General features: G+C 43.0%; 20 protein-coding genes. 18 read left to right on the forward strand and 2 right to left on the reverse strand.

Annotated features, from left to right (window positions below; translation table 11 throughout):
* Window positions 1–256: 256 nt before the first annotated feature.
* Window positions 257–1,606 carry a glucose-6-phosphate isomerase gene (locus tag BU202_RS07660; RefSeq protein WP_075105203.1) on the forward strand — a complete coding sequence of 450 codons (1,350 nt, stop codon included), beginning with the start codon at window positions 257–259 and terminating at the stop codon, window positions 1,604–1,606.
* A 59-nt stretch (window positions 1,607–1,665) separates the two neighbouring features.
* On the opposite strand, the gene BU202_RS07665 is transcribed toward BU202_RS07660, so the two are convergent.
* Window positions 1,666–2,607, reverse strand: coding sequence for a sugar-binding transcriptional regulator (locus BU202_RS07665; protein ID WP_075105204.1), 942 nt, complete (start codon window positions 2,605–2,607; stop codon window positions 1,666–1,668).
* 144 nt (window positions 2,608–2,751) lie between these two features.
* On the opposite strand from BU202_RS07665, the gene BU202_RS07670 reads away from it, so the two are divergent.
* The 11 genes from BU202_RS07670 (at window position 2,752) to ulaG (ending at window position 13,273) form a co-directional block, all read left to right on the forward strand.
* Complete coding sequence (locus BU202_RS07670; protein ID WP_075105205.1) at window positions 2,752–3,591, forward strand: class II fructose-bisphosphate aldolase; 840 nt, start codon at window positions 2,752–2,754, stop codon at window positions 3,589–3,591.
* Between the two features lie 4 nt (window positions 3,592–3,595).
* Window positions 3,596–4,294 (forward strand): triose-phosphate isomerase, encoded by a 699-nt coding sequence (locus tag BU202_RS07675; protein WP_075105206.1) that lies wholly within the window; start codon window positions 3,596–3,598, stop codon window positions 4,292–4,294.
* Entirely contained in the window at window positions 4,291–4,812 is a 522-nt protein-coding gene (locus BU202_RS07680; protein WP_075105207.1) for a YjbQ family protein, read from the forward strand. The genes BU202_RS07675 and BU202_RS07680 overlap by 4 nt, the downstream gene beginning before the upstream one ends.
* A 315-nt stretch (window positions 4,813–5,127) precedes the next feature.
* Window positions 5,128–6,579 (forward strand): PTS ascorbate transporter subunit IIC, encoded by a 1,452-nt coding sequence (locus BU202_RS07685; RefSeq protein WP_075105208.1) that lies wholly within the window; start codon window positions 5,128–5,130, stop codon window positions 6,577–6,579.
* A 121-nt stretch (window positions 6,580–6,700) separates the two neighbouring features.
* Window positions 6,701–6,979: a PTS sugar transporter subunit IIB gene (locus BU202_RS07690; protein WP_075105209.1), complete on the forward strand. Its 279-nt coding sequence runs from the start codon at window positions 6,701–6,703 to the stop codon at window positions 6,977–6,979.
* Window positions 6,980–7,050: 71 nt separating this feature from the next.
* Window positions 7,051–7,536, forward strand: coding sequence for a PTS sugar transporter subunit IIA (locus BU202_RS07695; RefSeq protein ID WP_075105210.1), 486 nt, complete (start codon window positions 7,051–7,053; stop codon window positions 7,534–7,536).
* 416 nt (window positions 7,537–7,952) lie between these two features.
* Window positions 7,953–8,618 (forward strand): 3-keto-L-gulonate-6-phosphate decarboxylase UlaD, encoded by a 666-nt coding sequence (locus BU202_RS07700; RefSeq protein ID WP_075105211.1) that lies wholly within the window; start codon window positions 7,953–7,955, stop codon window positions 8,616–8,618.
* A gap of 3 nt (window positions 8,619–8,621) precedes the next feature.
* A complete protein-coding gene (locus BU202_RS07705; RefSeq protein WP_075105212.1) occupies window positions 8,622–9,485 on the forward strand; it encodes an L-ribulose-5-phosphate 3-epimerase in 864 nt (287 codons plus the stop codon).
* Window positions 9,486–10,202: an L-ribulose-5-phosphate 4-epimerase gene (locus BU202_RS07710; RefSeq protein ID WP_075105213.1), complete on the forward strand. Its 717-nt coding sequence runs from the start codon at window positions 9,486–9,488 to the stop codon at window positions 10,200–10,202.
* 136 nt (window positions 10,203–10,338) lie between these two features.
* The gene (locus BU202_RS07715) at window positions 10,339–12,030 is read left to right on the forward strand and encodes a BglG family transcription antiterminator (RefSeq protein WP_075105214.1); all 1,692 of its coding nucleotides are present in this window, start codon (window positions 10,339–10,341) and stop codon (window positions 12,028–12,030) included.
* A gap of 151 nt (window positions 12,031–12,181) precedes the next feature.
* On the forward strand, window positions 12,182–13,273 hold the full coding sequence (ulaG, locus tag BU202_RS07720) for an L-ascorbate 6-phosphate lactonase (RefSeq protein WP_075105215.1): 1,092 nt from the start codon (window positions 12,182–12,184) through the stop codon (window positions 13,271–13,273).
* Between the two features lie 213 nt (window positions 13,274–13,486).
* Here the strand turns inward: ulaG and BU202_RS07725 are convergent, their stop codons facing one another.
* The gene (locus BU202_RS07725; protein WP_075105216.1) at window positions 13,487–15,865 is read right to left on the reverse strand and encodes a phosphoketolase family protein; all 2,379 of its coding nucleotides are present in this window, start codon (window positions 15,863–15,865) and stop codon (window positions 13,487–13,489) included.
* Window positions 15,866–16,126: 261 nt separating this feature from the next.
* On the opposite strand from BU202_RS07725, the gene BU202_RS07730 reads away from it, so the two are divergent.
* From BU202_RS07730 to BU202_RS07755, 6 genes are all read left to right on the forward strand, one after another.
* The gene (locus BU202_RS07730) at window positions 16,127–18,055 is read left to right on the forward strand and encodes a BglG family transcription antiterminator (protein ID WP_075105217.1); all 1,929 of its coding nucleotides are present in this window, start codon (window positions 16,127–16,129) and stop codon (window positions 18,053–18,055) included.
* Between the two features lie 26 nt (window positions 18,056–18,081).
* A complete protein-coding gene (locus BU202_RS07735; protein ID WP_075105218.1) occupies window positions 18,082–18,558 on the forward strand; it encodes a PTS sugar transporter subunit IIA in 477 nt (158 codons plus the stop codon).
* Window positions 18,559–18,578: 20 nt separating this feature from the next.
* Window positions 18,579–18,872, forward strand: coding sequence for a PTS sugar transporter subunit IIB (locus BU202_RS07740; protein ID WP_075105219.1), 294 nt, complete (start codon window positions 18,579–18,581; stop codon window positions 18,870–18,872).
* A gap of 28 nt (window positions 18,873–18,900) precedes the next feature.
* Window positions 18,901–20,178, forward strand: a complete 1,278-nt coding sequence (locus BU202_RS07745) for a PTS galactitol transporter subunit IIC (protein ID WP_075105220.1) — start codon at window positions 18,901–18,903, stop codon at window positions 20,176–20,178.
* 62 nt (window positions 20,179–20,240) lie between these two features.
* Window positions 20,241–21,293 carry a galactitol-1-phosphate 5-dehydrogenase gene (locus BU202_RS07750; protein WP_075105221.1) on the forward strand — a complete coding sequence of 351 codons (1,053 nt, stop codon included), beginning with the start codon at window positions 20,241–20,243 and terminating at the stop codon, window positions 21,291–21,293.
* A gap of 10 nt (window positions 21,294–21,303) precedes the next feature.
* Entirely contained in the window at window positions 21,304–22,365 is a 1,062-nt protein-coding gene (locus BU202_RS07755; RefSeq protein WP_075105222.1) for a zinc-binding dehydrogenase, read from the forward strand.
* The last annotated feature ends 98 nt before the right edge of the window (window positions 22,366–22,463 follow it).

Here is a 22,463-nt window from a genome sequence, read left to right on the forward strand (position 1 = left end):
CATGTCAGTCGAAAAATAAAATAGCAATTTCTAAGATAGGCAATGTTTTTATGCTTTGAAAATATTTTTGCTTACAGTTGGACTGTTCCTAGGAAAATAAGAGGGAGTTGGAGGAAATGGCAATATGTGATTTTTTCGCATTTTTTTGAAAAATCTTCGCTTCGTTTTATGAAAATGGATGAAAATATAGAATTTCCTTGAAAAAAATCCAATAAAGCGTTATCATTAAGTATGTAGAAAAAATGGAGGATTTATAATGGCACATATCCAATTTGATTATTCAAAAGTCTTGGGACAATTCGTTGCTCCAACAGAATTGGACTTTTTACAAAGCCAAGTCACAGCGCTTGATGCAGACTTGCGTAAGGGGACTGGAGCAGGAGCTGAAATGCTTGGCTGGCTTGATTTACCAGAAAACTATGACAAAGAAGAGTTTGCTCGTATTAAAGAAGCGGCAGCCAAAATCCAATCAGATAGCGATGTACTCGTTGTGATCGGAATCGGTGGTTCTTACCTCGGTGCAAAAGCAGCCATTGATTTCTTGAATACTTCTTTTGTAAACTTGCAAAGCAAGGAAGAGCGCAAAGCGCCACAAATTCTATACGCAGGAAATTCTATTTCATCTAGCTACTTGGCTGATTTGGTTGATTATGTAGCAGACAAGGATTTCTCTGTCAACGTGATTTCAAAATCAGGTACAACGACTGAACCAGCGATTGCCTTCCGCGTCTTCAAAGAATTGCTCGTGAAAAAATACGGTCAAGAAGAAGCAAACAAACGAATCTATGCAACGACTGACCGTGAGCGCGGAGCTGTAAAAGTGGAAGCAGATGCAAATGGTTGGGAAACCTTTGTTGTGCCAGACAATGTTGGAGGACGTTTCTCTGTCTTGACTGCTGTAGGCTTGTTGCCGATTGCAGCATCAGGTGCAGACATCACAGCCCTTATGGAAGGTGCAAATGCAGCTCGTAAGGACTATGCGTCTGATAAGATTGCTGAAAACGAGGCTTACCAATATGCGGTTGTGCGCAATATCCTTTACAGAAAAGGATACGTAACAGAAATCTTGGCTAACTATGAGCCATCTTTGCAATACTTTAGCGAATGGTGGAAACAATTGGCTGGTGAGTCAGAAGGAAAAGACCAAAAAGGTATTTACCCAACTTCAGCGAATTTCTCAACTGACTTGCACTCACTTGGTCAATTTATCCAAGAAGGTTACCGTAACCTCTTTGAAACAGTAATCCGTGTAGACAAACCAAGAAAAAATATCTTGATTCCAGAAATGGCAGAAGACTTGGATGGTCTTGGCTACCTTCAAGGAAAAGATGTAGATTTCGTCAACAAAAAAGCAACTGACGGTGTCCTTCTTGCCCACACCGATGGTGGCGTACCAAATATGTTTGTTACTCTTCCACAACAAGATGAGTTTACACTAGGCTATACCATCTACTTCTTTGAATTGGCCATTGCCCTTTCAGGCTACCTCAATGGGGTGAACCCATTTGACCAACCAGGTGTAGAAGCCTACAAGAAGAACATGTTTGCCCTTCTTGGAAAACCAGGTTTTGAAGAACTCGGTGCCGCATTAAACGCACGTTTGTAATCAATAAATCGTAACATGAAAACCAGCCAATCGGCTGGTTTTTTCTTGTATAAATGGCATTAATAGTCTTGCTCTGCGAGATAGTGTGCAATACTTTCGTCAATAATCAGGTGGTCAACACAGCCCTTGCGTAAGAGAGCGAATAAGCTGGGAGCTTTGATGAGGTCAGATGCGATGATGGCAACTTCGTTCATCATTTCCAACTCGTCCAGCGTGATGCCGACCATTCGTTTTGTCAGGCTAGTTTCTAAAATAGTTCCTTCCTTGTCATAGAAGCTCGCTAGTGCATCACCGACCACTTGTTTTTCAATAATGTCGGCCTCATCTTCTGGGGTGACCACCCCGAGTTGTTGGTAGGTAGAGGACTCGCGAGGATTGCCGATGCTGACGATGGCAAGGTCTACTGCGAGCGCTTTTTTATGTGCGTCTTTGATGAGAGAAGAACGCATGAGTTCCTTTTTGAGGAGGGGGTGGTCTGCGATGGCAGGGGCATAGTAATAGCTAGCGGTAGCGCTATATTTTTCGGCTAGTCGAAAACAAAGGTGATTGGAATGGAGGTGGAGTAATTCAACATTGGCACCGCCCATTAAAGGGACAATATTGAGGTGGGGATAGGGCATGTTTTTAGCAGCCTGTACAAATTCATATAAGGTAGAGCCCCAACCGATACCAATGGACGATAGCGAGTGGGCATACTGCTCTACAAATTCAGCGACCGCAGCCCCTAAGGCGACTTTGGTATGGTGTTCAGAGCTTTTAGTAGGGGTGATAATCACGGTTTGAAGATTGTATTTTTCGGTGAGTCGCTGGCTCAGTTCGATATTAGGATTGGCTTTGGGAGAGATTGTAATTTGCACAATGCCCTGTTGCAGGGCCTCTTTTAACAGTTGGGCAACCGTGGGGCGACTCAGCTGCAATTGTTTCGCAATCTCTGACTGATTTTTTTGTTCTTTATAATACAATAAAGCTGTTTGATAGATGAGTTGGTGACGATTCTTCATATGTAAACTACTCCAGGATTTCTCTTTTTATTTTACCTCATGATTTTACAATTGTAAAGTTTTTCCGAAATATAATTTTACAAATGAAAAGATAGGGACTATACTAAAAGAAAGCAAAACTTCTAGTCATAGAGGAGGAGTAAGATGAAAACAAATTCGAAACAGATGTATCAAGTGGCAAAGCAGCAGGGATTTGCTATTCCTCATGCCAATTTTATTGACTTAAATTCGGCGAGAGCCTTTGTTCAAACGGCTGAAAAGAGGGGGCTGCCGTTGCTGCTTGCCTATGCCCAGTCTCACCAGTCTATCTTGTCCTTAGAAGAGGCGGCAGCGATTGGAAATTGTATGGCAGAATCGGTCAGCGTTCCGATTGTCCTTCATTTGGACCACGGAGAAGACATTGATTTTATCAAACGCGCGATTGAGCTTGGCTTTACTTCTGTTATGATTGATGCGTCGCAGCAGTCATTTGAGGAAAACGTGCGCTTGACCAAGGAAGTGGTCGAATACGCCCATGCACGGGGCGTGGTGGTGGAAGCAGAATTGGGGCATGTGGGGGCAAATGATACGTCAGAAGCCGCTCAGGTAACGGACTCTGTCTATACAGAAGTCAAAGACGTGCAAGACTTTGTGGATCAGACACATGTGGACTCCTTAGCCATTTCCATTGGGACAGCTCATGGTATTTATAAAGGGGTACCGAAGATCAATTTTGAGCGCTTGCATGAAATTGCGGAGTTGACCTCTGTTCCGCTGGTTCTGCACGGGGGGTCTTCATCAGGTGATGACAATCTTGGCCGCTGTGCGCATGAGGGCATTACGAAGATTAACATCTATACTGACTTTATCGTGTCGGCCTTTGAAGCCATTCAAGATAAAGCACCGCAGGATTACATTGGTCTAAAACAGGTTGCGGATCAGGCGATGGGAGCGATGTTGGATCACTATTATGATGTATTTGGTACGAAAGCAGTAAAGGAGTAGCTAGATGAGTAAAGTAGCAGTAAAAGCACCATTTTTCATGTTTAATCCCAAATCCTACCTTTATGGGGAAGAGTTGGAAGGTTTTGCAAAGGTTGCAGAAGAATTGGCCCTTGAATACCCAGATGTTTCGGTCTTTATGACGAGTCCGTTTGCAGATATTCGTGGCGTTGCAGCGCATACAGATCAGGCGATTGTCTCGGCTCAACATATCGATGGAATCAAACCAGGTCGTGGAATGGGGCATGTGTTAGCGGATTCGGTCTATGCAGCAGGAGCAAGAGCCACCTTTTTGAATCATGCAGAACGCCCTTTGAGTTTTGATGAATTGGTTAAATCAGTTGAGAGGGCAGATGAGTTGGGCATGGTGACGATTGTCTGTGCCAACTCGCTTCAGGAAGCAAAGGCCATTGCAACCCTAGAGCCAGACATTATCCTTTGTGAACCAACAGAATTGATTGGGACAGGCAATACCAGTGATGCTTCCTACGTTACTGCAACAAATGAAGCCATTAAGGCGATTTCGCCAACGACCCTCGTCATGCAAGCAGCGGGAATCAGCAAACCAGAGGACATCTATCGTGTGATTGAATTAGGAGCAGATGGTTCTGGTTGTACGAGTGGGATTACAGAGGCAGAAAATCCCCATCAAATGTTACGAGATATGGTGAAAGCTGCAGACAAGGCATGGAGAGAAAAAGCATGAAGATTTACAAAGAAACCTTTACAGTAGAAACAGAGGCGGGAAAAGCGACTTATGTCGATATTACGCCACAATTGAGAGATATTGTCAAAAAAAGCGGGATTGAAAATGGGCTACTAGCCATGATTTCGCCCCATACGACCTGCGCTATATTTTTTGAAGAATTTGTCCATGATTATACCGATGAGGGTGATGAATTTTTGCAAGTCGATTTGAATCATGTATTGGAAAAAATTATTCCAGATCATACGAGTGCAGACACGTATATCTATCCTGGGGAAGAGCATTATAAATGCGTAGAGGCTTGGCCGAATGCGGCGGAATATTTACCAGATGGTGACCGTCGCGCCTTGTGGAATGGTGATAGTCATCTCAAGGCAACCTTGATTGGCTCTAGCCAATTGGTCGATGTAACCGCAGGTGATTTGGGGGTCGGTAGCACAGGTTATTTCTATTTTGTCGACTACGATAAAACGCGGGAACGTGTGCGTAAATGCCAGGTCACGGTGTTTGGGGAATAAGGTATCGTATGTTGGGGAGTGGGACAGAAATCGTGATTTTGTAGAAATCGATTGTGCAGTCCTCGCTCTCTAGTTTCTAGGCTCGGGTATCAACAGTCCACTGGACTGTTAATATATACGTCAAGCTGCTCAAATTATAAAAATAAGGAGGTTGGGTACTTATGTCCCAGCCTCTTTTTTGTGTCCAGAAAAAGATAAGCCGATACAGTCCAAACGTGAACACAAGCCTGTGTTTTATTTGGTCTTTTTGTATGCGTTTACAAAAGCTATAATGAAAGTAGAAAAAACAAAAAATAAAGAAAAGAGGAGTTCAGAATGGAGATTTTGAATACTATTCTCAATTGGTTCTCGCAAAATATCTTGCAGAATCCAGCCTTCTTCGTCGGACTATTGGTCCTTATCGGTTATGCTCTCTTGAAAAAGCCAGGGCATGATATCTTTGCAGGCTTTGTCAAAGCAACTGTCGGGTACATGATTTTGAACGTAGGAGCAGGGGGCTTGGTTACCACCTTCCGTCCGATCCTTGCAGCGCTCAACTTCAAATTCAATATCGGTGCGGCAGTGATTGACCCCTACTTTGGATTGGCAGCAGCTAATACCAAGATTCAGGAAATGTTCCCAGACTTTGTCAAGGCAGCAACAACAGCGCTTTTGATTGGTTTTGGTGTTAATATCTTGCTGGTTGCTTTCCGTAAAATCACCAAAGTCCGGACCTTGTTTATCACAGGCCATATCATGGTGCAACAAGCAGCGACAATCTCGCTCATGGTACTTTTCCTTATTCCTCAATTGAGAAATGGCTATGGTATCACGGCCATTGGTGTAATTTGTGGTCTTTACTGGGCAGTTAGCTCCAATATGACCGTTGAAGCCACTCAACGTTTGACAGGTGGTGGAGGATTTGCCATCGGTCACCAACAGCAATTTGCTATTTGGTTTGTAGATAAAGTTGCTGGAAAACTTGGTAAGAAAGAAGAAAATTTGGACAATTTGAAATTACCAAAATTCTTGTCTATCTTCCATGATACAGTAGTTGCTTCTGCAACCTTGATGTTGGTGTTCTTTGGTGCGATTCTGTTAGTCTTGGGTCCAGATGTGATGGCAAATAAAGAAGTCATTACTTCAGGTGCACCTTTTAATCCAGCAAAACAAGACTTCTATATGTATATCATTCAAACAGCCTTTACTTTCTCTGTTTACCTCTTTGTCTTGATGCAAGGGGTGCGGATGTTCGTAACGGAATTGACAAACGCTTTCCAAGGGATTTCAAGCAAGCTCCTTCCAGGGTCATTCCCAGCGGTGGACGTGGCAGCTTCTTACGGATTTGGTTCTCCAAATGCGGTGCTTTCAGGTTTTGCTTGTGGTTTGATTGGTCAGCTGATTACAATTGTTCTCTTGGTTGTCTTTAAAAATCCAGTCTTGATTATCACAGGTTTCGTTCCAGTATTCTTTGATAATGCAGCGATTGCAGTTTATGCGGATAAACGTGGTGGTTGGAAAGCAGCGGTTATCCTATCCTTTATTTCAGGGGTGCTTCAAGTTGCGCTCGGTGCTGCCTGCGTTGCCCTGCTTGATTTGGCAGCCTACGGCGGTTACCATGGAAACATCGACTTTGAATTCCCATGGTTAGGCTTTGGCTATCTCTTCAAATCTCTTGGCATCATTGGCTATGTCTTGGTTTGCTTGTTCTTCCTTGCTATTCCACAGATTCAATTTGCTAAGGCAAAAGATAAGGAAGCCTACTATCGTGGGGAAGCTCAAGAATAAGGATACTCGTCAAACATCCACGTCTGGCCTTGTGAACTCACCTTGCTTGGTCAGACGATGATTGTATAGAGTATAAGTTGTATTTTTCAGAAATTAACCCTAACATCAGGAGGAAAAGAAAATGGTAAAAGTATTGACAGCGTGTGGAAATGGCATGGGTTCATCCATGGTCATCAAAATGAAGGTGGAAAATGCCCTTCGTAATCTGGGACAAAGTGATTTCACAGTCAATTCTTGTAGTGTCGGTGAGGCAAAAGGTCTTGCAGCAGGGTATGACATTGTGATTGCTTCAGTTCACTTGATTGATGAATTGCAAGGTCGTACCAATGGAAAATTAGTTGGTCTTGATAACCTCATGGACGACAACGAAATCAAGACAAAATTGCAAGAAGTTCTATAAATGAGCCATTCTTGGAGGCTGGGGCTGTAGGTTTCCAGCCTCTTTGATAGAAAAAGAGAAGGAGAACACACATGAATTTGAAAAAAGCCTTTACAGAAAATAAGTCGATTCGTCTTGGCTTGACAGCAGAAACATGGGAAGAAGCAGTACGCTTGGCCGTAAATCCCTTGATTGAAAGCGGGGCGGTGAAAGAAGAATACTATCACGCCATCATCGAATCCACCAATGAATACGGTCCCTACTATATCTTGATGCCGGGAATGGCGATGCCGCATGCACGTCCAGAAGCAGGTGTTATGCGAGACGCTTTTTCTCTCATTACCTTGACCAAGCCTGTTGTCTTTCCAGATGGTAAGGAAGTCAGCGTTCTTTTGACCCTTGCTGCAACAAGCTCCGATATTCATACCTCTGTTGCCATTCCGCAAATCATTGCCCTCTTTGAATTGGAAAATTCCATTGAGCGCTTGGTCAATTGCCAGTCAGAAGAAGAAGTGCTTGCGATGGTAGAAGAGTCTAAGAATAGCCCCTACCTAGAAGGTCTTGATTTGGAATCATGATATAAGAGCGTCAAAAATCGACAGAAAATTAGGGAGACGGCCGAAGAAACCGTATTTCTAGGGAGGCTCGTCTATTTTCCGAGATTGAGCTCGCATTCAAATAACATGATATAAGAGCGTTAAAAAATCGACAGAAAATTAGGGAGACAGCCGAAGAAATCGTATTTCTAGGTGGGCTCGTCTATTTTCCGAGATTTTAGCTCGCATTCAAATAGCATGATATAAGAGCGTTAAAAAATCGATAGAAAATTAGGGAGACGGCCGAAGAAATCGTATTTCTAGGGAGGCTCGTCTATTTTCCGAGATTTTAGCTCGCATTCAAATAACATGATATAAGAGCGTCAAAAATCAGACATCGCTCACGTCGTTTGCGGTTTATAACCATCAAAAAATAAAAATATAGAAAAGAGATTCGTATGATAAAACATATTCCAAATTTACAGGTTGCGCTTGACCATTCCGATTTGCAAGGTGCCATTAAGGCTGCGGTATCTGTTGGCCATGAGGTGGATGTGATTGAAGCAGGAACCGTCTGCTTGCTACAAGTGGGAAGCGAGTTGGTGGAAGTGCTTCGGAGCCTCTTCCCAGATAAAATCATTGTCGCAGATACCAAGTGTGCAGATGCAGGTGGTACGGTTGCTAAAAACAATGCCGTGCGTGGTGCAGACTGGATGACCTGTATCTGTTCAGCGACCATTCCAACCATGAAAGCAGCTCTTAAAGCTATCCAAGAAGTCCGTGGTGACAAGGGAGAAATCCAAGTGGAACTCTACGGTGATTGGACCTATGAACATGCCCAAATGTGGCTCGATGCAGGCATTTCTCAAGCGATTTACCACCAATCTCGTGACGCCCTGCTTGCAGGTGAAACGTGGGGGGAAAAAGACTTGAACAAGGTGAAAAAATTGATTGATATGGGCTTCCGTGTGTCTGTCACAGGTGGGCTTGATGTGGATACCTTGAAACTCTTTGAAGGAGTGGATGTCTTCACCTTTATCGCTGGTCGTGGAATTACAGAAGCGGCAGAACCAGCAGCGGCAGCGCGTGCCTTCAAGGATGAAATCCGCCGCATTTGGGGGTAGGCTATGGCTAGACCGATTGGAATTTATGAAAAGGCGACGCCCAAGCACTTTACGTGGCTAGAGCGTTTGGAGTTTGCCAAAGACCTAGGTTTTGACTTTGTGGAAATGTCGGTAGATGAAAGTGATGACCGTCTGGCTCGTCTGGACTGGACCAAGGAAGAACGCTTGGAGATTGTCAAGGCGATGTACCAAACAGGCATCCGCATTCCAACAATCTGCTTCTCAGGCCATCGTCGCTATCCGCTTGGCTCAAATGACCCTGCCCTTGAAGCCAAATCCCTTGAAACCATGCAAAAGTGTATTGAATTGGCGCAGGACTTGGGTGTGCGGGTCATTCAGCTGGCAGGTTATGATGTCTACTACGAGGAAAAATCACCAGAGACGCGTGAGCGTTTCTTGAGAAATCTGCGCAAGGCCTGTGATTGGGCGGAGCAGGCTCAAGTTATGCTGGCCATTGAAATCATGGACGATCCCTTTATCAACAGCATTGAAAAATACTTGGCCGTGGCGCACGAAATCAACTCGCCGTACCTCTTTGTCTATCCAGATACAGGTAATCTTTCTGCTTGGCACAATGATTTATATAGCGAATTTGTCATCGGACATCAAGCCATTGCAGCGCTTCATCTAAAGGATACCTATGCTGTGACAGAGACGTCCAAGGGACAATTTCGTGATGTGCCCTTTGGGCAGGGCTGTGTCGATTGGGAAAATACCTTTGCTATTTTAAAGAAAACCAACTATCAAGGACCATTCTTGATTGAAATGTGGTCTGAAAATTGTGAAACTGTAGAAGAAACACGGGCTGCGATTAAAGAAGCTCAAGATTTCCTTTACCCATTGATTGAGAAAGCGGGGTTGAAGTAAATGCCAAAATCACTAGAAGAAATGCGTCAGCGGGTCTATGAGGCCAATGTAGCTCTTCCAGAGCACGGCTTGGTCAAGTTTACCTGGGGCAATGTGTCAGAGGTCTGTCGTGAGCTAGGTCGGATTGTCATCAAGCCGTCTGGCGTGGACTATGATAAACTCAGTCCAGAAAATATGGTCGTGACAGACTTGGATGGCAATGTCGTAGAAGGGACCCTCAATCCATCTTCAGACCTTGCGACCCATGTGGCGCTTTACAAGGCTTGGCCAGAAATCGGCGCGGTGGTTCATACCCATTCGACAGAAGCAGTCGGCTGGGCGCAGGCTGGTCGTGACATTCCTTTTTACGGAACGACCCATGCGGACTATTTCTACGGTCCAATCCCATGTGCTCGCTCGCTCACAGCTGACGAGGTCAATACAGCCTATGAGAAAGAAACAGGCAGTGTCATCATCGAAACCTTTGAAAAGCGCGGTCTTGACCCAGTCGCTGTTCCAGGAATTGTGGTGCGCAACCACGGTCCATTCACTTGGGGCAAAGATCCAGCGCAGGCGGTTTACCATTCTGTCGTGCTAGAAGAAGTGGCGAAAATGAATCGCTTTACCGAGCAAATCAACCCGCGTGTGGAGCCAGCTCCTAAGTACATCATGGACAAGCACTACCTTCGTAAGCACGGTCCAAATGCCTACTACGGTCAAAAGGGCGACGCACACTAAGAATTTGTCACCTATCATCATTGTCATCGGTTGCCTCTCTTTGTTTGTAGGTTTTAAGAAAGAGTATGTAGAGCAGATGGATTTTGCAGTACAAAAATGGTACACTATTCATATAAAATAAAGGAGAGGAGAGCAGATGTTACTTGATAAAAGTAGTGTGGCACTACTGACTTATTTAATGGATTTAACAAATCCTGAGACGGTCATGGCGATTTCACGCACCATGGGGCAGTCGAGACGAAAAATCTATTATCATTTAGAAAAAATCAATACCTCTCTTCCTGCTACCATAGAGCCGATTGTGAATTTTCCAAGGGTGGGGATTTTACTGACCAAGGAGCAAAAGGTGGCCTGTCAAGATTTGCTAGACAGTGTAGATTCTTATAGTTATGCGATGAGCATGGAAGAGCGCATCCAGCTCATGACCATTTACATTGCTATTACCTCCGAGCGCGTGACCATTGAAAAGCTGATGGCCCTGACCGATGTCTCACGCAACACGGTTTTGAATGATTTGAGCGAAATTCGGGCACAGTTGAAGACGGAGCAATTCAAGGTGTATCTGTATGCGACCAAGTCGGAGGGTTATTTTTTCAAATGCCATCCGCTCAATAAAATTCAGTACATCCACTCCCTGCTCTACGAGGTCTTTTCTAATCCTAATGAGGGATTTTTGACCATTCTCAATGAAAAAGTGCCGTATTTTGAAGGTTGTGAGTTGTTGTTTAGCCCAGAGATTGTCGCTTTTCTGGCAGAGCAGGTTAATCAACTGGAGGTGGATTTAGGGAAGAAAATCAATCATTATGAAATCGAGTTTATGTTAAAGGTCTTGCCCTACTTGCTCCTTGCCTATCGCAACATGACCTTGAAGCCGGCTGAACAAGCAGAAATCAAGCGGGAATTTGGCTTGATTCGTAAGCGGATTGAGTATAAGGCTGCTCAAAACCTCGCTGCATCACTAGCGGAACGTTTTAAGGTAGTTCTCGATGAGATTGAGATTTCCCTAATTGCCATGCTCCTCTTGTCGTATCGTAAGGACAAGGATCTGCATACCAATAGTCAGGATTTTGCAGAAATTAAGGCAACTTTAGAATGTTTTGTAGATGAATTTTTACGTTGTTCAGCTTTTGAAATTGATCATCGGGAAACCCTGATGCGCAATCTTGTCATGCATGCCAAGGCCTTCCTCTTTCGGAAGACCTATGGCATATTGTCCCGCAACCCATTGACGAGGCAAATCAAACAGAAATATAATGATTTGTTTGTGACGGTGAAGGTGGTGGCTTCCTATACGTTAGAAGAAGAATGGTTAGTCCGAATGAATGATGACGATATTGCCTATTTTACAATTCATATCGGCGGAGCCTTAAAAAATAAACATACACAGGGGACAACGGTTCAGGAAATTTATCTGGTCTGTGATGAAGGGGTAGGGGTTCAAAAGTTGCTGTATAAGCAATGCCAGTCCTATCTGCCGCCAGATAGTATCAAAGCAGTCTTTACCACGGAACAATTTCATAGTGTGGAAGATATTTTGGATATGGATTTATTGATTTCGACCAGCGATAGTCTGCGGGCTTCTTTTCCGGTTTTACAGGTACAGCCCATTTTGACCTATGAGGATGTGATGAAAATCAATCATTTTCTGACCTACCATACCATGAAAGAAAGCAGCAAGCAGTTTCGGCCGCATTTGGAACAACTCTTATCACGTTATCTGACCAAGAAACGAGATGTTCAAGAAGTCGCGGGAAAAATCCAAGAATTGATTCAGGATGACCTTTTGCTCGCCAAGATTGAAGATAGTCATTTAAAAGATTTATATTGACAGAGAACTGGGGAATGCCCCAGCTTTTTTAGATTAGAACGATGATGGACAGTCCAAAACTGAACACATGCCTGTGTTTTATTTGGTCTTTTTTTGAACACATGAAAGCGTTATACTAAAGCTATAAACAAGCCTATCAGGAGGAAATATCATGGCAAAAGTCAATGAAATTACAAGAGAATCATGGATTTTAAGCACTTTCCCAGAGTGGGGAACTTGGCTCAATGAAGAAATTGAAGAAGAGGTTGTTCCAGAAGGCAACTTCTCCATGTGGTGGTTAGGAAACTGCGGTATCTGGCTCAAGACACCCGGTGGTGCAAACATTGTCATGGACCTGTGGTCAGCGCGTGGAAAGTCAACGAAAAAAGTAAAAGACATGGTGCGTGGTCACCAGATGGCCAATATGGCAGGGGTTCGCAAACTCCAACCAAACTTGCGTGTACAACCGATGGTAATCGACCCATTTGCCATCAATGAATTGGACTACTACCTTGTGTCTCACTTCCATAGTGACCACATCGACATCAACACAGCAGCAGCGATTGTCAACAATCCTAAATTGGACCATGTGAAATTTGTCGGACCTTACGAATGTGGGGAAATCTGGAAGAAATGGGGCGTGCCAGAAGAGCGCATTATCATTGTAAAACCAGGCGATAGCTTTGACATCAAGGACATGAAAGTTCATGCGGTCGAATCCTTTGACCGTACCTGCTTGGTGACCCTTCCAGTAGAAGGGGCGGACGCTCAAGACGGTGAATTGGCAGGACTTGCGGTAACAGACGAAGAAATGGCGCGTAAGGCTGTGAACTATGTCTTTGAAACACCGGGCGGAACTGTTTATCACGGTGCGGATTCTCATTTCTCAAACTACTTTGCCAAACATGGTCGTGACTTCAAGATTGATGTTGCTTTGAATAACTATGGTGAAAACCCACTGGGTATCCAAGATAAGATGACATCCATTGACCTGCTTCGGATGGCGGAAAATCTTCGTGCCAAGGTCATCATCCCTGTCCACTATGACATCTGGTCAAACTTTATGGCTTCAACAGATGAAATCTTAGAATTGTGGAAGATGAGAAAAGAACGCTTGCAATACCAATTCCATCCATTTATCTGGGAAGTGGGCGGTAAATATACCTATCCAATGGATCAAGACCGTATCGAATACCACCACCCACGTGGATTTGACGATTGCTTCTTAGAAGATTCTAATATCCAATTTAAGGCATTGCTATAAAGAGTAAATTCCATTATGAACGAAACGAGTGAGGAAAATCTTGTCCTCACTCGTTTTTTAGACGATTAAGCTACGGCCACGCATTCTCGGCCTATGGAGCGGCATTGAATGCTGTCTGTTTTGTAACCAAATCACCCCCCTAGAAGAACACCTTCTAGGGGGGGTGATTGTTTATAAGGAAGAAACTAATTCATAGTGAGTTTTTGGGGAATCCTATTGATTGATGTTTTCCCATTTCCAGTTTTGTACTTCAGGAATATCATCGCCGTGTTCACGGATGTATTCTTTGTGGTAGGCAACGGTTTGATCCATTTTTTCAGCAAAATCATGAGCTTCTTGGCCAAGTGTCGCAAGAGCAGCATCTTGTGCCAAGTGGAAGCGGTCTAGTTCAGACATGACACGCATATCAAATGGAGTTGTGATGTCACCATTTTCGCGGTAGCCATGAACATGAAGATTGTGGTTGTGACGTCTGAAGAAGATGTCACGGATCATTCCTTCGTAAGCATGGAAGGCGAAGATGACAGGCTTGTCTGTCGTAAAGACTGCATCGAATTCTTCATCTGAAAGGCCACGTGGATCGAGATCTGGATGGCGAAGTTTCAAGATGTCCACAACGTTGACGAAGCGAATCTTCAAGTCAGGGAAGGCTTTGTGGAGAATGGAAATAGCAGCGAGAGCTTCTAAGTTTGGTTCTGTTCCTGCGGCAGCAAATACCACATCAGGCTCTTCATCTGCCGATACTGTTGATGCCCAGTCGATGACCTTATATCCTTTTTCAATCAATTCTTCTGCCTCTGTTACGGAGTAGAATTGAGGGCGAGGATGTTTTGAGGTAACGACTAAGTTGATGACATCTTCATCTTTGAAGGCCTTGTCCATGACAGCCAAGAGGCTGTTGGTATCAGCAGGGAGATATTCACGGATATATTCTGGTGTTTTTTCAGATAGGTGAGTGAGAATCCCTGGATCTTGGTGGGTGTAGCCATTGTGGTCTTGTTGGAATACAGTTGATGTCGCAATCAAGTTGAGTGCAGGGTAATTTTTACGCCAGGTTGTGTGTGTCTTGGATTTCCGTAACCATTTGAAATGTTGCGTAATCATGGTATCGACGACACGGAGGAATGATTCATAAGAAGCAAAGAATCCATGGCGACCTGTCAATACATATCCTTCCAAAAGTCCTTCAGCTTGGTGCTCTGATAATTGAGAGTCGATGACACGGCCAACTGGGCTGAGCCACTCATCATAGCTTTCTTTGCGACGACCAAGCCATTGACGATTAGTTTTAGTAAAGACAGCGTTGAGACGGTTTGATTTTGTTTCGTCTGGTCCGAAAACGCGGAAATTATCAGGGTTTGCTTCCACTAAATCAGCAGCATATTTCCCAAATTCAATCATGTCTTGCGCAAGGATTGCACCTGGTGTTTCAATATCAAAGGCATGTTTTTTCCAGTCAGCAGTATCCATCGGTTTGATAACACCAGCGTTGGTGATTGGATTCATTGACATGCGGCGCTCACCTTTAGGTGAGATTTCAGCAATTTCTGGGAGTAATTTTCCGTTTTCGTCGAACAATTCTTCAGGTCGATAGCTATGCAACCAGTCAAGGAGGGCATCGAGATGTTCCATATGGTGTGCATCTACAGGAATTGGTACTTGGTGAGCTCGGAATCCACCCTCAATTGGAGTACCTTCCCAGGCTTTCGGACCAGTCCATCCTTTTGGAATACGGGCAACAATCACTGGCCAAGCAGGCATCGTTGCTTCTTCAGCAGTTCCTTTGCGTGCTTCTGCTTGCAGAGCTTGAATCATTTCAACGGCGCTATCAATGGTGTTGGCCATCGCTTGATGGGCTGCTTCAAAGTTTGAACTTGTCACATCGACAAAGATGGGACTCCAACCCAATCCTTTGAAGAAGTGAGCCAATTCTTCATCTGTTTTCCGTTCTAAAATGGTAGGATTGTGGATTTTTCCACCGTTGAGATAAAGGATTGGTAAAACGGCACCATCGTTGACTGGGTTAATAAAGGTATTTGCAAACCATCCAGCCATCAATGGCCCTGTTTCTGCTTCCCCATCTCCGATGACAGTTGCTGCGATAATGTTTGGATTGTCTAAAACAGCTCCTGCAGCGTGGGAGAGAGCATAGCCGAGTTCTCCACCCTCATGAATAGAACCTGGTGTTTCAGGAGCCGCATGAGAGGCAATTCCTCCAGGGAATGAGAAAATCTTACATAGTTTTTGGAAGCCTTCTTCAGTCTGTGGAATATCAGGGTTGAGTTCTGTATAACTTCCATCAAGGTAAGAATTTGCAACCATGACTTGTCCACCATGACCAGGACCTTCAATGTAGAACATATCTAAATCGTACTTATTGATTGCACGATTGAGGTGGGCATAAATGAAGTTTTGACCTGGAACAGTTCCCCAGTGTCCGATTGGGTGAGCTTTCAAATCGTTTTCGACTACTTCGCGTTTGAGCAAAGGATTGTCTTTTAAGTACATTTGAGCGGCTGAAATATAGTTAGCAGCGCGCCACCAAGCGTCAACTTTAGCAAGATATTCTGGTGAATCAAATAAATGTGTCATGATTCAGTCTCCTTTATCTATTATTGTATTTTATTTCACATGATAACTATATCATCTTATGTAAGCCCTGTCAAAGTCTGAAAATATTTTTGAAAACAAAAAGAAAATAAAGGAAAAAGTTGAAATATCAAGGCCTGAGATTTGTGTTTTTGAAAATAACCGATATAATATCATTACTTCCAGATTAATGTGGAAGTAAGTTGACTTTGATACTAAAAACGCTTACATTATAATGATACATGTAACAGGGGGAGGTTTGACTTGAATCCTAGACAAATTAATATTCTGAGAGATCTCATGGCTGCGAACGATTATGTAACAGCGCAGGACTTATCATCTAAATATGCCGTTTCAACCAAAACAGCTTATGCAGACTTACAGATTATTAACGAGGAACTGTCATCTTTTGGTGTTACGATAGAAAAAACACCACGCCGTGGCATTCGATTACAGGTTGGACAAAATGATAAGAGAAAAATCTTGGAGTTTGTTGAACAAAGTAATCACGATGGCATGGATGAAGATTCTCAATTTCATAGAGAATGCGACTTATTAAAAGAACTCATTCTGGGCAGTGGCACGATTGATGTGCTGGACTGGTCTGTCGGTCATTTCATCAGCGAAGCCTCTATTCGCCGAGACTTAGAACGGCTGGAACAGTATTTAAAGACTTACCACGTCTCCCTTATGAAGAAGAGTGGTCGAGTGTCCCTGGTTGGACAAGAAGAGGATATTAGAAAATTTTTCCGAGATTTTATTATTCAACATTTTGATTTGAGTAGCTTGCAGTATGAAGAAGGCCTAGCGCACTTTTTCCCCGCTAAGCTGATTAGGAATGTGGTAGAAAGTGTCAAAAAATCTTCTAATTTCTATCATTTTAGAACATCTGAACAATACCGAGTCTATCTGGTCTTGGATTTGCTCATCAGTTCTAGGCGCTATCTTCAAGGAAATTCGATTGTAGAGTCGAATGTGAGCGTCGGTGTTGAAAACCTTCAACAATACGAAGTCTACATCATCGCAGGAGAATTACTTAGTCAGTCAACGGGCATTGCCATGAATCTGATTACAGATGCAGAGATTCGAAACATTTGCTACACGCTTTTATCCGTGGGGTATGAAACGGAAATGGTTCAGCAATCGGATCTTAAAAAGACGGTTGAGCAGTTTATTGCCAGAGTATCTGAACTATCCGGTGTTGATTTTCGATCGGATGAACACCTGTTTCAAATGTTGGTCAATCATACGCAGCCGATGATTTATCGTCTGAAGAGTGGCATCAACATCAAAAATCAGATTACAGAAAATATAAAGACGAGATACAGTGCTCTCTATTATATTGTCTGGCTCGCATCGAAATCTCTATCAGAAAAGTATGCTGTTGAGTTCTTCGATGCAGAAATTGCCTTTCTCACCATCTATTTTGAGATTTCAGTGGAGAAGATGACGACACCGTTGACCATCTATGTGATTTGTCCGCATGGTCTAGCGACTTCTGAATTGATTATGAGTTCCTTGCGTCGTACCATCTCCAACTTTGATCATTTGGTCAACATGGATATGAGGGAATTGACCGAAGAAAAGCTCCAGCAAGCGGATTTGATTATTAGTTCCATCCACTTAGAGCAATTTTCGATTGACTATATCCAGGTGAGTCCAATTGTGACAGATGAGGAATTAGAGATTATCCAACACGCCTACTCGAGTTTGACTAAGGGAAACCGCAACATGTTGTCTGCCATTCACGACAACACGAGTTTCTCAAAATCAGTGATTCGAGATTTGTTACAGACCAATATTTTACTTCATCAGTCCTGTCAATCTGTGGAAGACTGCATTCGGAAAATGGTTGGAAAAACATCGCTACGAAATCAGCGTAACAAGCGTTTCCTAGAATCAGTCCTAGCGAGAGAAAAGCTGGGAAGTACCAGCGTGTATACGGGAATTGCCTTACCTCATGCTGATCCTGCTTTTGTAGCAGAGTCCCAACTGGTCATCATGACCCTCGATAAACCCATCTTATGGGGGCAAAATATGATTAAGGTTGTGGTGCTGATAGCGATTGCAGAAAAAGATGAGGAATTATATAAGAAAGCATTGATTAGTTTATACTCAAAAATTGATAGTACAGACTACATTGATACCTTGCATGCCATCGAAAATCAAGCTGATTTCATCGATTGTCTGTAGGAAATATAACAAAGGAGATTGAAACAATGACGGAAGCTATTAAGTTATCTGATTATCTGAATGAGTCGTTGGTTTTTACACAGAAACACTATTCTTCTAACAAGGAATTGTTCACAGAAGTCTCAACGGTTGCTTTTGAAAAAGGGTATGTACGAGAAGATTTCTTAGAGCGTGTACAACGGCGAGAAGAGACGTTTCCAACGGGGATTCAATTGGAGAATTTTGGAGTGGCGATTCCCCATACGGATGCTGAATGTGTCCATAAGGAATTTGTGGCAGTCATCACCAACACAGAGCCAGTTGAGTTCAAGAGTATGGAGGACTTGAGTCAAACAGTTGCAGCCAATATCGTATTTGTGCTTGGCCTGAACCAGCCTCATGCTCAGTTAGAGATGCTTCAATCGTTGATGGGCTTATTACAAAATCCAGATTTATTAGCCCAACTCTTAGCTGCTGAAACAACAGAGCAGCTACTGACTATCGTAAAAAATAATAATTTATAACATATAAAGGAGAACAGCTTATGGCTAAACTTAAAGTATTGGTTGCATGTGGTGCAGGAATCGCTACATCAACAGTGGTAATGAAACGTGTAGAAGATTTGTTTAAATCGAACAACATTGATGTCGATATTATTCAAATCAAGATTGCAGAAGCAAAAGCAAGAGAAGCAGATGCAGACATGTTGATCACAACAACTCTTCTACCAGGTGAATTTAGTATTCCAGCCATCAAAGCGATGGGATACTTAACAGGTATCAATGCAGATAAAGTAGACGAACAAGTCTTAGAAGCTGCACGTTCAATTTTAGGATAAAAATAACAAAATAAAAGGAGATGAAACAATGAGTGCTATTAACGACGTTGTTCAGTATATTCTTGGATTAGGAGCATCTGTTATGCTTCCAATCATGTTGACGATTGTAGGGTTGATTTTCAGACTACCGTTTGGAAAATCATTGAAGTCAGGTTTGACAGTAGGGATTGGTTTCATTGGGATTAACCTTGTTATCGGTGTTCTGTCTAGCAACTTGGGCCCTGCGGCACAAGCAATGGTTGAAAACTTTGGGGTATCATTGAATATTATCGATACTGGTTGGCCTTCAGCGGCGGCAGCAGCATGGGCAGCTCCAGTTTCTGCCATCATGATTCCTATCTGTGTGGTTGTGAACTTGATTATGTTGTTCACGAAGACCACTAAGACGCTCGATATTGACTTGTGGAACTACTGGCATTTTATCGCCGCTGCTGCAACCGGTTACATCGTAACAGGTGGTAACTGGTGGTTCTCAATCTTGTGTGGTGTCCTTTATGAAATTGCCTGCTTGCTTATTGCAGACTGGACAGCTCCAATGGTTGAAAAATTCTATGGATTAGAAGGTGTCAGCCTTCCAACTGGTTCTACTGATGCCTTTGGTTTGATTGGTATTCCTGTAGGAATCCTTGTTGGTAAAATCCCAGGTCTAAATAAACTGGATGTTAGTGCAGATACTATCCAAGAAAAATTCGGTATCTTTGGTGAGCCAATGATGATGGGTATCATTATCGGTGCAGCTATTGCAGCTCTTGGTGGATATGATGTCGGCGGTATCATCACAATGGGGATCAACATGGGAGCAGTTATGTTCTTGATGCCTCGTATGGTTAAAATCTTGATGGAAGGATTGATTCCAATTTCAGAAGCAGCTCGTGACTTCTTGCAAAAACGTAACGGTAACAGCGACCGCACAATCTACCTTGGTATGGATGCTGCCCTTACAACTGGTCACCCTGCTAACCTTGCAACAGGTTTGTTGCTTGTACCAATCACTTTGTTGATTGCGATTATCTTGCCAGGAAACAAGGTTCTTCCATTTGGTGACTTGGCAACAATCCCATTCTACGTATCACTTATCGTAGCTAGCCGTAAAGGTAACATCATTCAATCTGTGATTACAGGTGCTATCGTTATTACATTTGCACTTTATATGGCAACAAACTTTGCGCCAGAACATACAGAAATGATGCGTGGTGTGTATGAATTCCCAGCAGGAGCGACTCTTGTATCAAGTCTTGATATGGGTGGTAACGTCCTTAACTGGCTCATCTTGAAATTGGCACAATTATTCTCAGGAGCTTTGTAATCTAGTCAATAGGACGATGATGCGACTGTGAGTATTGTGATAAAAGGGAAAGGCGGAAAACGATGAAAGCAGCATTGCTGACAGAATTAAACCATTTTGAAATCCATGAAATGGATAAGCCGACTCCACATTCACATGAAGTTTTAGTAAAAGTCAAAGCCGCAGGAATCTGCGGCTCTGATATTCATAAAATGCAAAGCGAGTGGAAATATGACTTACCCATGGTCATGGGACATGAATTCTCAGGCCAAGTAGAAGCAGTAGGTGACGAAGTAGAGCAGGTATCTGTTGGAGATCGTGTAGCGATTGTACCTTTTTTACCTTGCAATAAATGTATCTATTGCCGTGAGGGCAAATATCAACTGTGTGAAGATTATCGAATGATTGGTTCTCACTACTATGGTGGTTTTGAGGAATACGTGGTAGTACCAGAGACCAATGTCTTGAATATTGGAGAAAAAATCTCTTACGAAGAAGCTGCTATGATTGAACCACTTGCGGTAGCAGCCCATGGGGTCATGGGATTGGATCCACAGGTCGGTGATCAAGTAGCAGTATTTGGATTAGGTACGATTGGTATTTTGAGTGTTCAATGGCTTCGCCTAGCAGGGGTTAAACGGATTATTGGTATCGATATTGACCCGAACAAATTAGAAGAAGCTAAAAAATATGGTGTCACGGATACGATTAATCCTTTAGAAGAATCCTTAGAGGAAGCAGTTGCCACATTGACCAATGGCTTAGGTGTTGACATTGCCTTAGAATGTGCCGGCTCGAAGATAACCGAAGAGCAGTGTCTCTTAATTACCAGAAAAGGTGGACAGATTGGCTACCAAGGTATCGCTTATACAGATGTCTTATTGCGCCAGCGTGCCTTTGAAAATATTTTTAGAAGAGAATACACAGTAAAAGGCTTCTGGAATTCTTACTCTGCGCCATTCCCTGGTAAAGAGTGGACACACTCAGTTGAGTTTATTGAAGCAGGTAAAATTAATCTGAAAGAGATGATTTCCCACCGATTTAAACTTGATGAGATTCAGAAAGCATTTAACCTAACAGTGAATCGGGAAGAATCCTATAATAAAGTAATGATTTTCCCTGAAGAGGATCAATAAGGAGGCGAACATGACCATTCCAGATAAAATGAAAGGGGTCTTTAAAACAGAACCCGGCTATGATAAGATGGATTTCTTAGAATTAGATGTTCCAAAGGCTGAAGGAGATAAGGTTCTCATCAAAGTAGCCTTTACAGGAATCTGTGGTTCAGATATCCATACATTTAAAGGAGAGTACAATAATCCTGCAACGCCTGTCGTTCTTGGACATGAATTTTCCGGTCAGGTTGTAGCGGTTGGCGATCAAGTAACCAAGGTTAAGGTAGGCGATCGTGTCACTAGTGAGACAACCTTTGAAACAAGTACAGATATTTATACACATGATAAGCTGTATAATTTGGCGATGAAGCGTAAGGGGATTGGAACTCAACAGAATGGTTCCATGGCCAAGTATGTTTTGACCCGCGAAGAAAGCGTTCACATTTTACCGGATTCGCTCAGTTATGAGGGAGCGGCAATGACCGAACCTCTTGCTTGCTGTGTGCATGCCATGTATCAAAAGAGCCAACTCAGCTTGCATGATAAAATCATTATTATGGGACCTGGTCCAATCGGCTTGTTCTTGTTACAAATTGCAAAAGACATTGGTGCCTTTGTCATCATGACTGGTATTACCCAAGATGCAGAACGCCTAGCCTTTGCAAAAGAATTGGGAGCAGACGTAGTCGTAGATACACAAAAAGAAGATCTAGCGGCTATTGTGCATCACTATACAGACGGTTATGGCGTTGATAAGGCTTACGATGCTTCAGGGGCTGCTCCAGCAGTCAATCAGGTATTGCCGCTCATCAAAAAACGTGGTCGTTTTGTTCAAGTAGGACTTTTTGCGAAGAAGTACATTGAATTAGATACAGAATCTATTATTCAACGTGAGATTGAATACGTAGGGTGCCGTTCACAAAATCCATTTGACTGGCCAATTGCGATCCACCTCTTAAACAAAGGTGCCATCAATATTGACAAAATGATTACTCAAAAGTTCCCATTAGAGGAATGGAGACAAGCATTTGAAGCAGTTATGGGTGGAAAAGAATTCAAAGTCATGATTGAATCAAACCCTGGGGAGTTTTAAAAAGAAGTGTTAAGGCGGGGGACAAAGTGTGCTCTCCGCCCTTCTTATTTGAAAATTGGTCCAAATATTGAACTTATATGTAACAAAGAAAACGCTTT

It is taken from the genome of Streptococcus cuniculi (genome assembly GCF_001921845.1).
In the GTDB taxonomy this organism is placed as follows: domain Bacteria; phylum Bacillota; class Bacilli; order Lactobacillales; family Streptococcaceae; genus Streptococcus; species Streptococcus cuniculi.

Coding starts and splice junctions, on each gene's coding strand:
- BU202_RS07660 (WP_075105203.1), top strand. CDS start 257: ATGGCACATATCCAATTTGATTATTCAAAAGTCTTGGGACAATTCGTT.
- BU202_RS07665 (WP_075105204.1), bottom strand. CDS start 2,607: ATGAAGAATCGTCACCAACTCATCTATCAAACAGCTTTATTGTATTAT.
- BU202_RS07670 (WP_075105205.1), top strand. CDS start 2,752: ATGAAAACAAATTCGAAACAGATGTATCAAGTGGCAAAGCAGCAGGGA.
- BU202_RS07675 (WP_075105206.1), top strand. CDS start 3,596: ATGAGTAAAGTAGCAGTAAAAGCACCATTTTTCATGTTTAATCCCAAA.
- BU202_RS07680 (WP_075105207.1), top strand. CDS start 4,291: ATGAAGATTTACAAAGAAACCTTTACAGTAGAAACAGAGGCGGGAAAA.
- BU202_RS07685 (WP_075105208.1), top strand. CDS start 5,128: ATGGAGATTTTGAATACTATTCTCAATTGGTTCTCGCAAAATATCTTG.
- BU202_RS07690 (WP_075105209.1), top strand. CDS start 6,701: ATGGTAAAAGTATTGACAGCGTGTGGAAATGGCATGGGTTCATCCATG.
- BU202_RS07695 (WP_075105210.1), top strand. CDS start 7,051: ATGAATTTGAAAAAAGCCTTTACAGAAAATAAGTCGATTCGTCTTGGC.
- BU202_RS07700 (WP_075105211.1), top strand. CDS start 7,953: ATGATAAAACATATTCCAAATTTACAGGTTGCGCTTGACCATTCCGAT.
- BU202_RS07705 (WP_075105212.1), top strand. CDS start 8,622: ATGGCTAGACCGATTGGAATTTATGAAAAGGCGACGCCCAAGCACTTT.
- BU202_RS07710 (WP_075105213.1), top strand. CDS start 9,486: ATGCCAAAATCACTAGAAGAAATGCGTCAGCGGGTCTATGAGGCCAAT.
- BU202_RS07715 (WP_075105214.1), top strand. CDS start 10,339: ATGTTACTTGATAAAAGTAGTGTGGCACTACTGACTTATTTAATGGAT.
- ulaG (WP_075105215.1), top strand. CDS start 12,182: ATGGCAAAAGTCAATGAAATTACAAGAGAATCATGGATTTTAAGCACT.
- BU202_RS07725 (WP_075105216.1), bottom strand. CDS start 15,865: ATGACACATTTATTTGATTCACCAGAATATCTTGCTAAAGTTGACGCT.
- BU202_RS07735 (WP_075105218.1), top strand. CDS start 18,082: ATGACGGAAGCTATTAAGTTATCTGATTATCTGAATGAGTCGTTGGTT.
- BU202_RS07740 (WP_075105219.1), top strand. CDS start 18,579: ATGGCTAAACTTAAAGTATTGGTTGCATGTGGTGCAGGAATCGCTACA.
- BU202_RS07745 (WP_075105220.1), top strand. CDS start 18,901: ATGAGTGCTATTAACGACGTTGTTCAGTATATTCTTGGATTAGGAGCA.
- BU202_RS07750 (WP_075105221.1), top strand. CDS start 20,241: ATGAAAGCAGCATTGCTGACAGAATTAAACCATTTTGAAATCCATGAA.
- BU202_RS07755 (WP_075105222.1), top strand. CDS start 21,304: ATGACCATTCCAGATAAAATGAAAGGGGTCTTTAAAACAGAACCCGGC.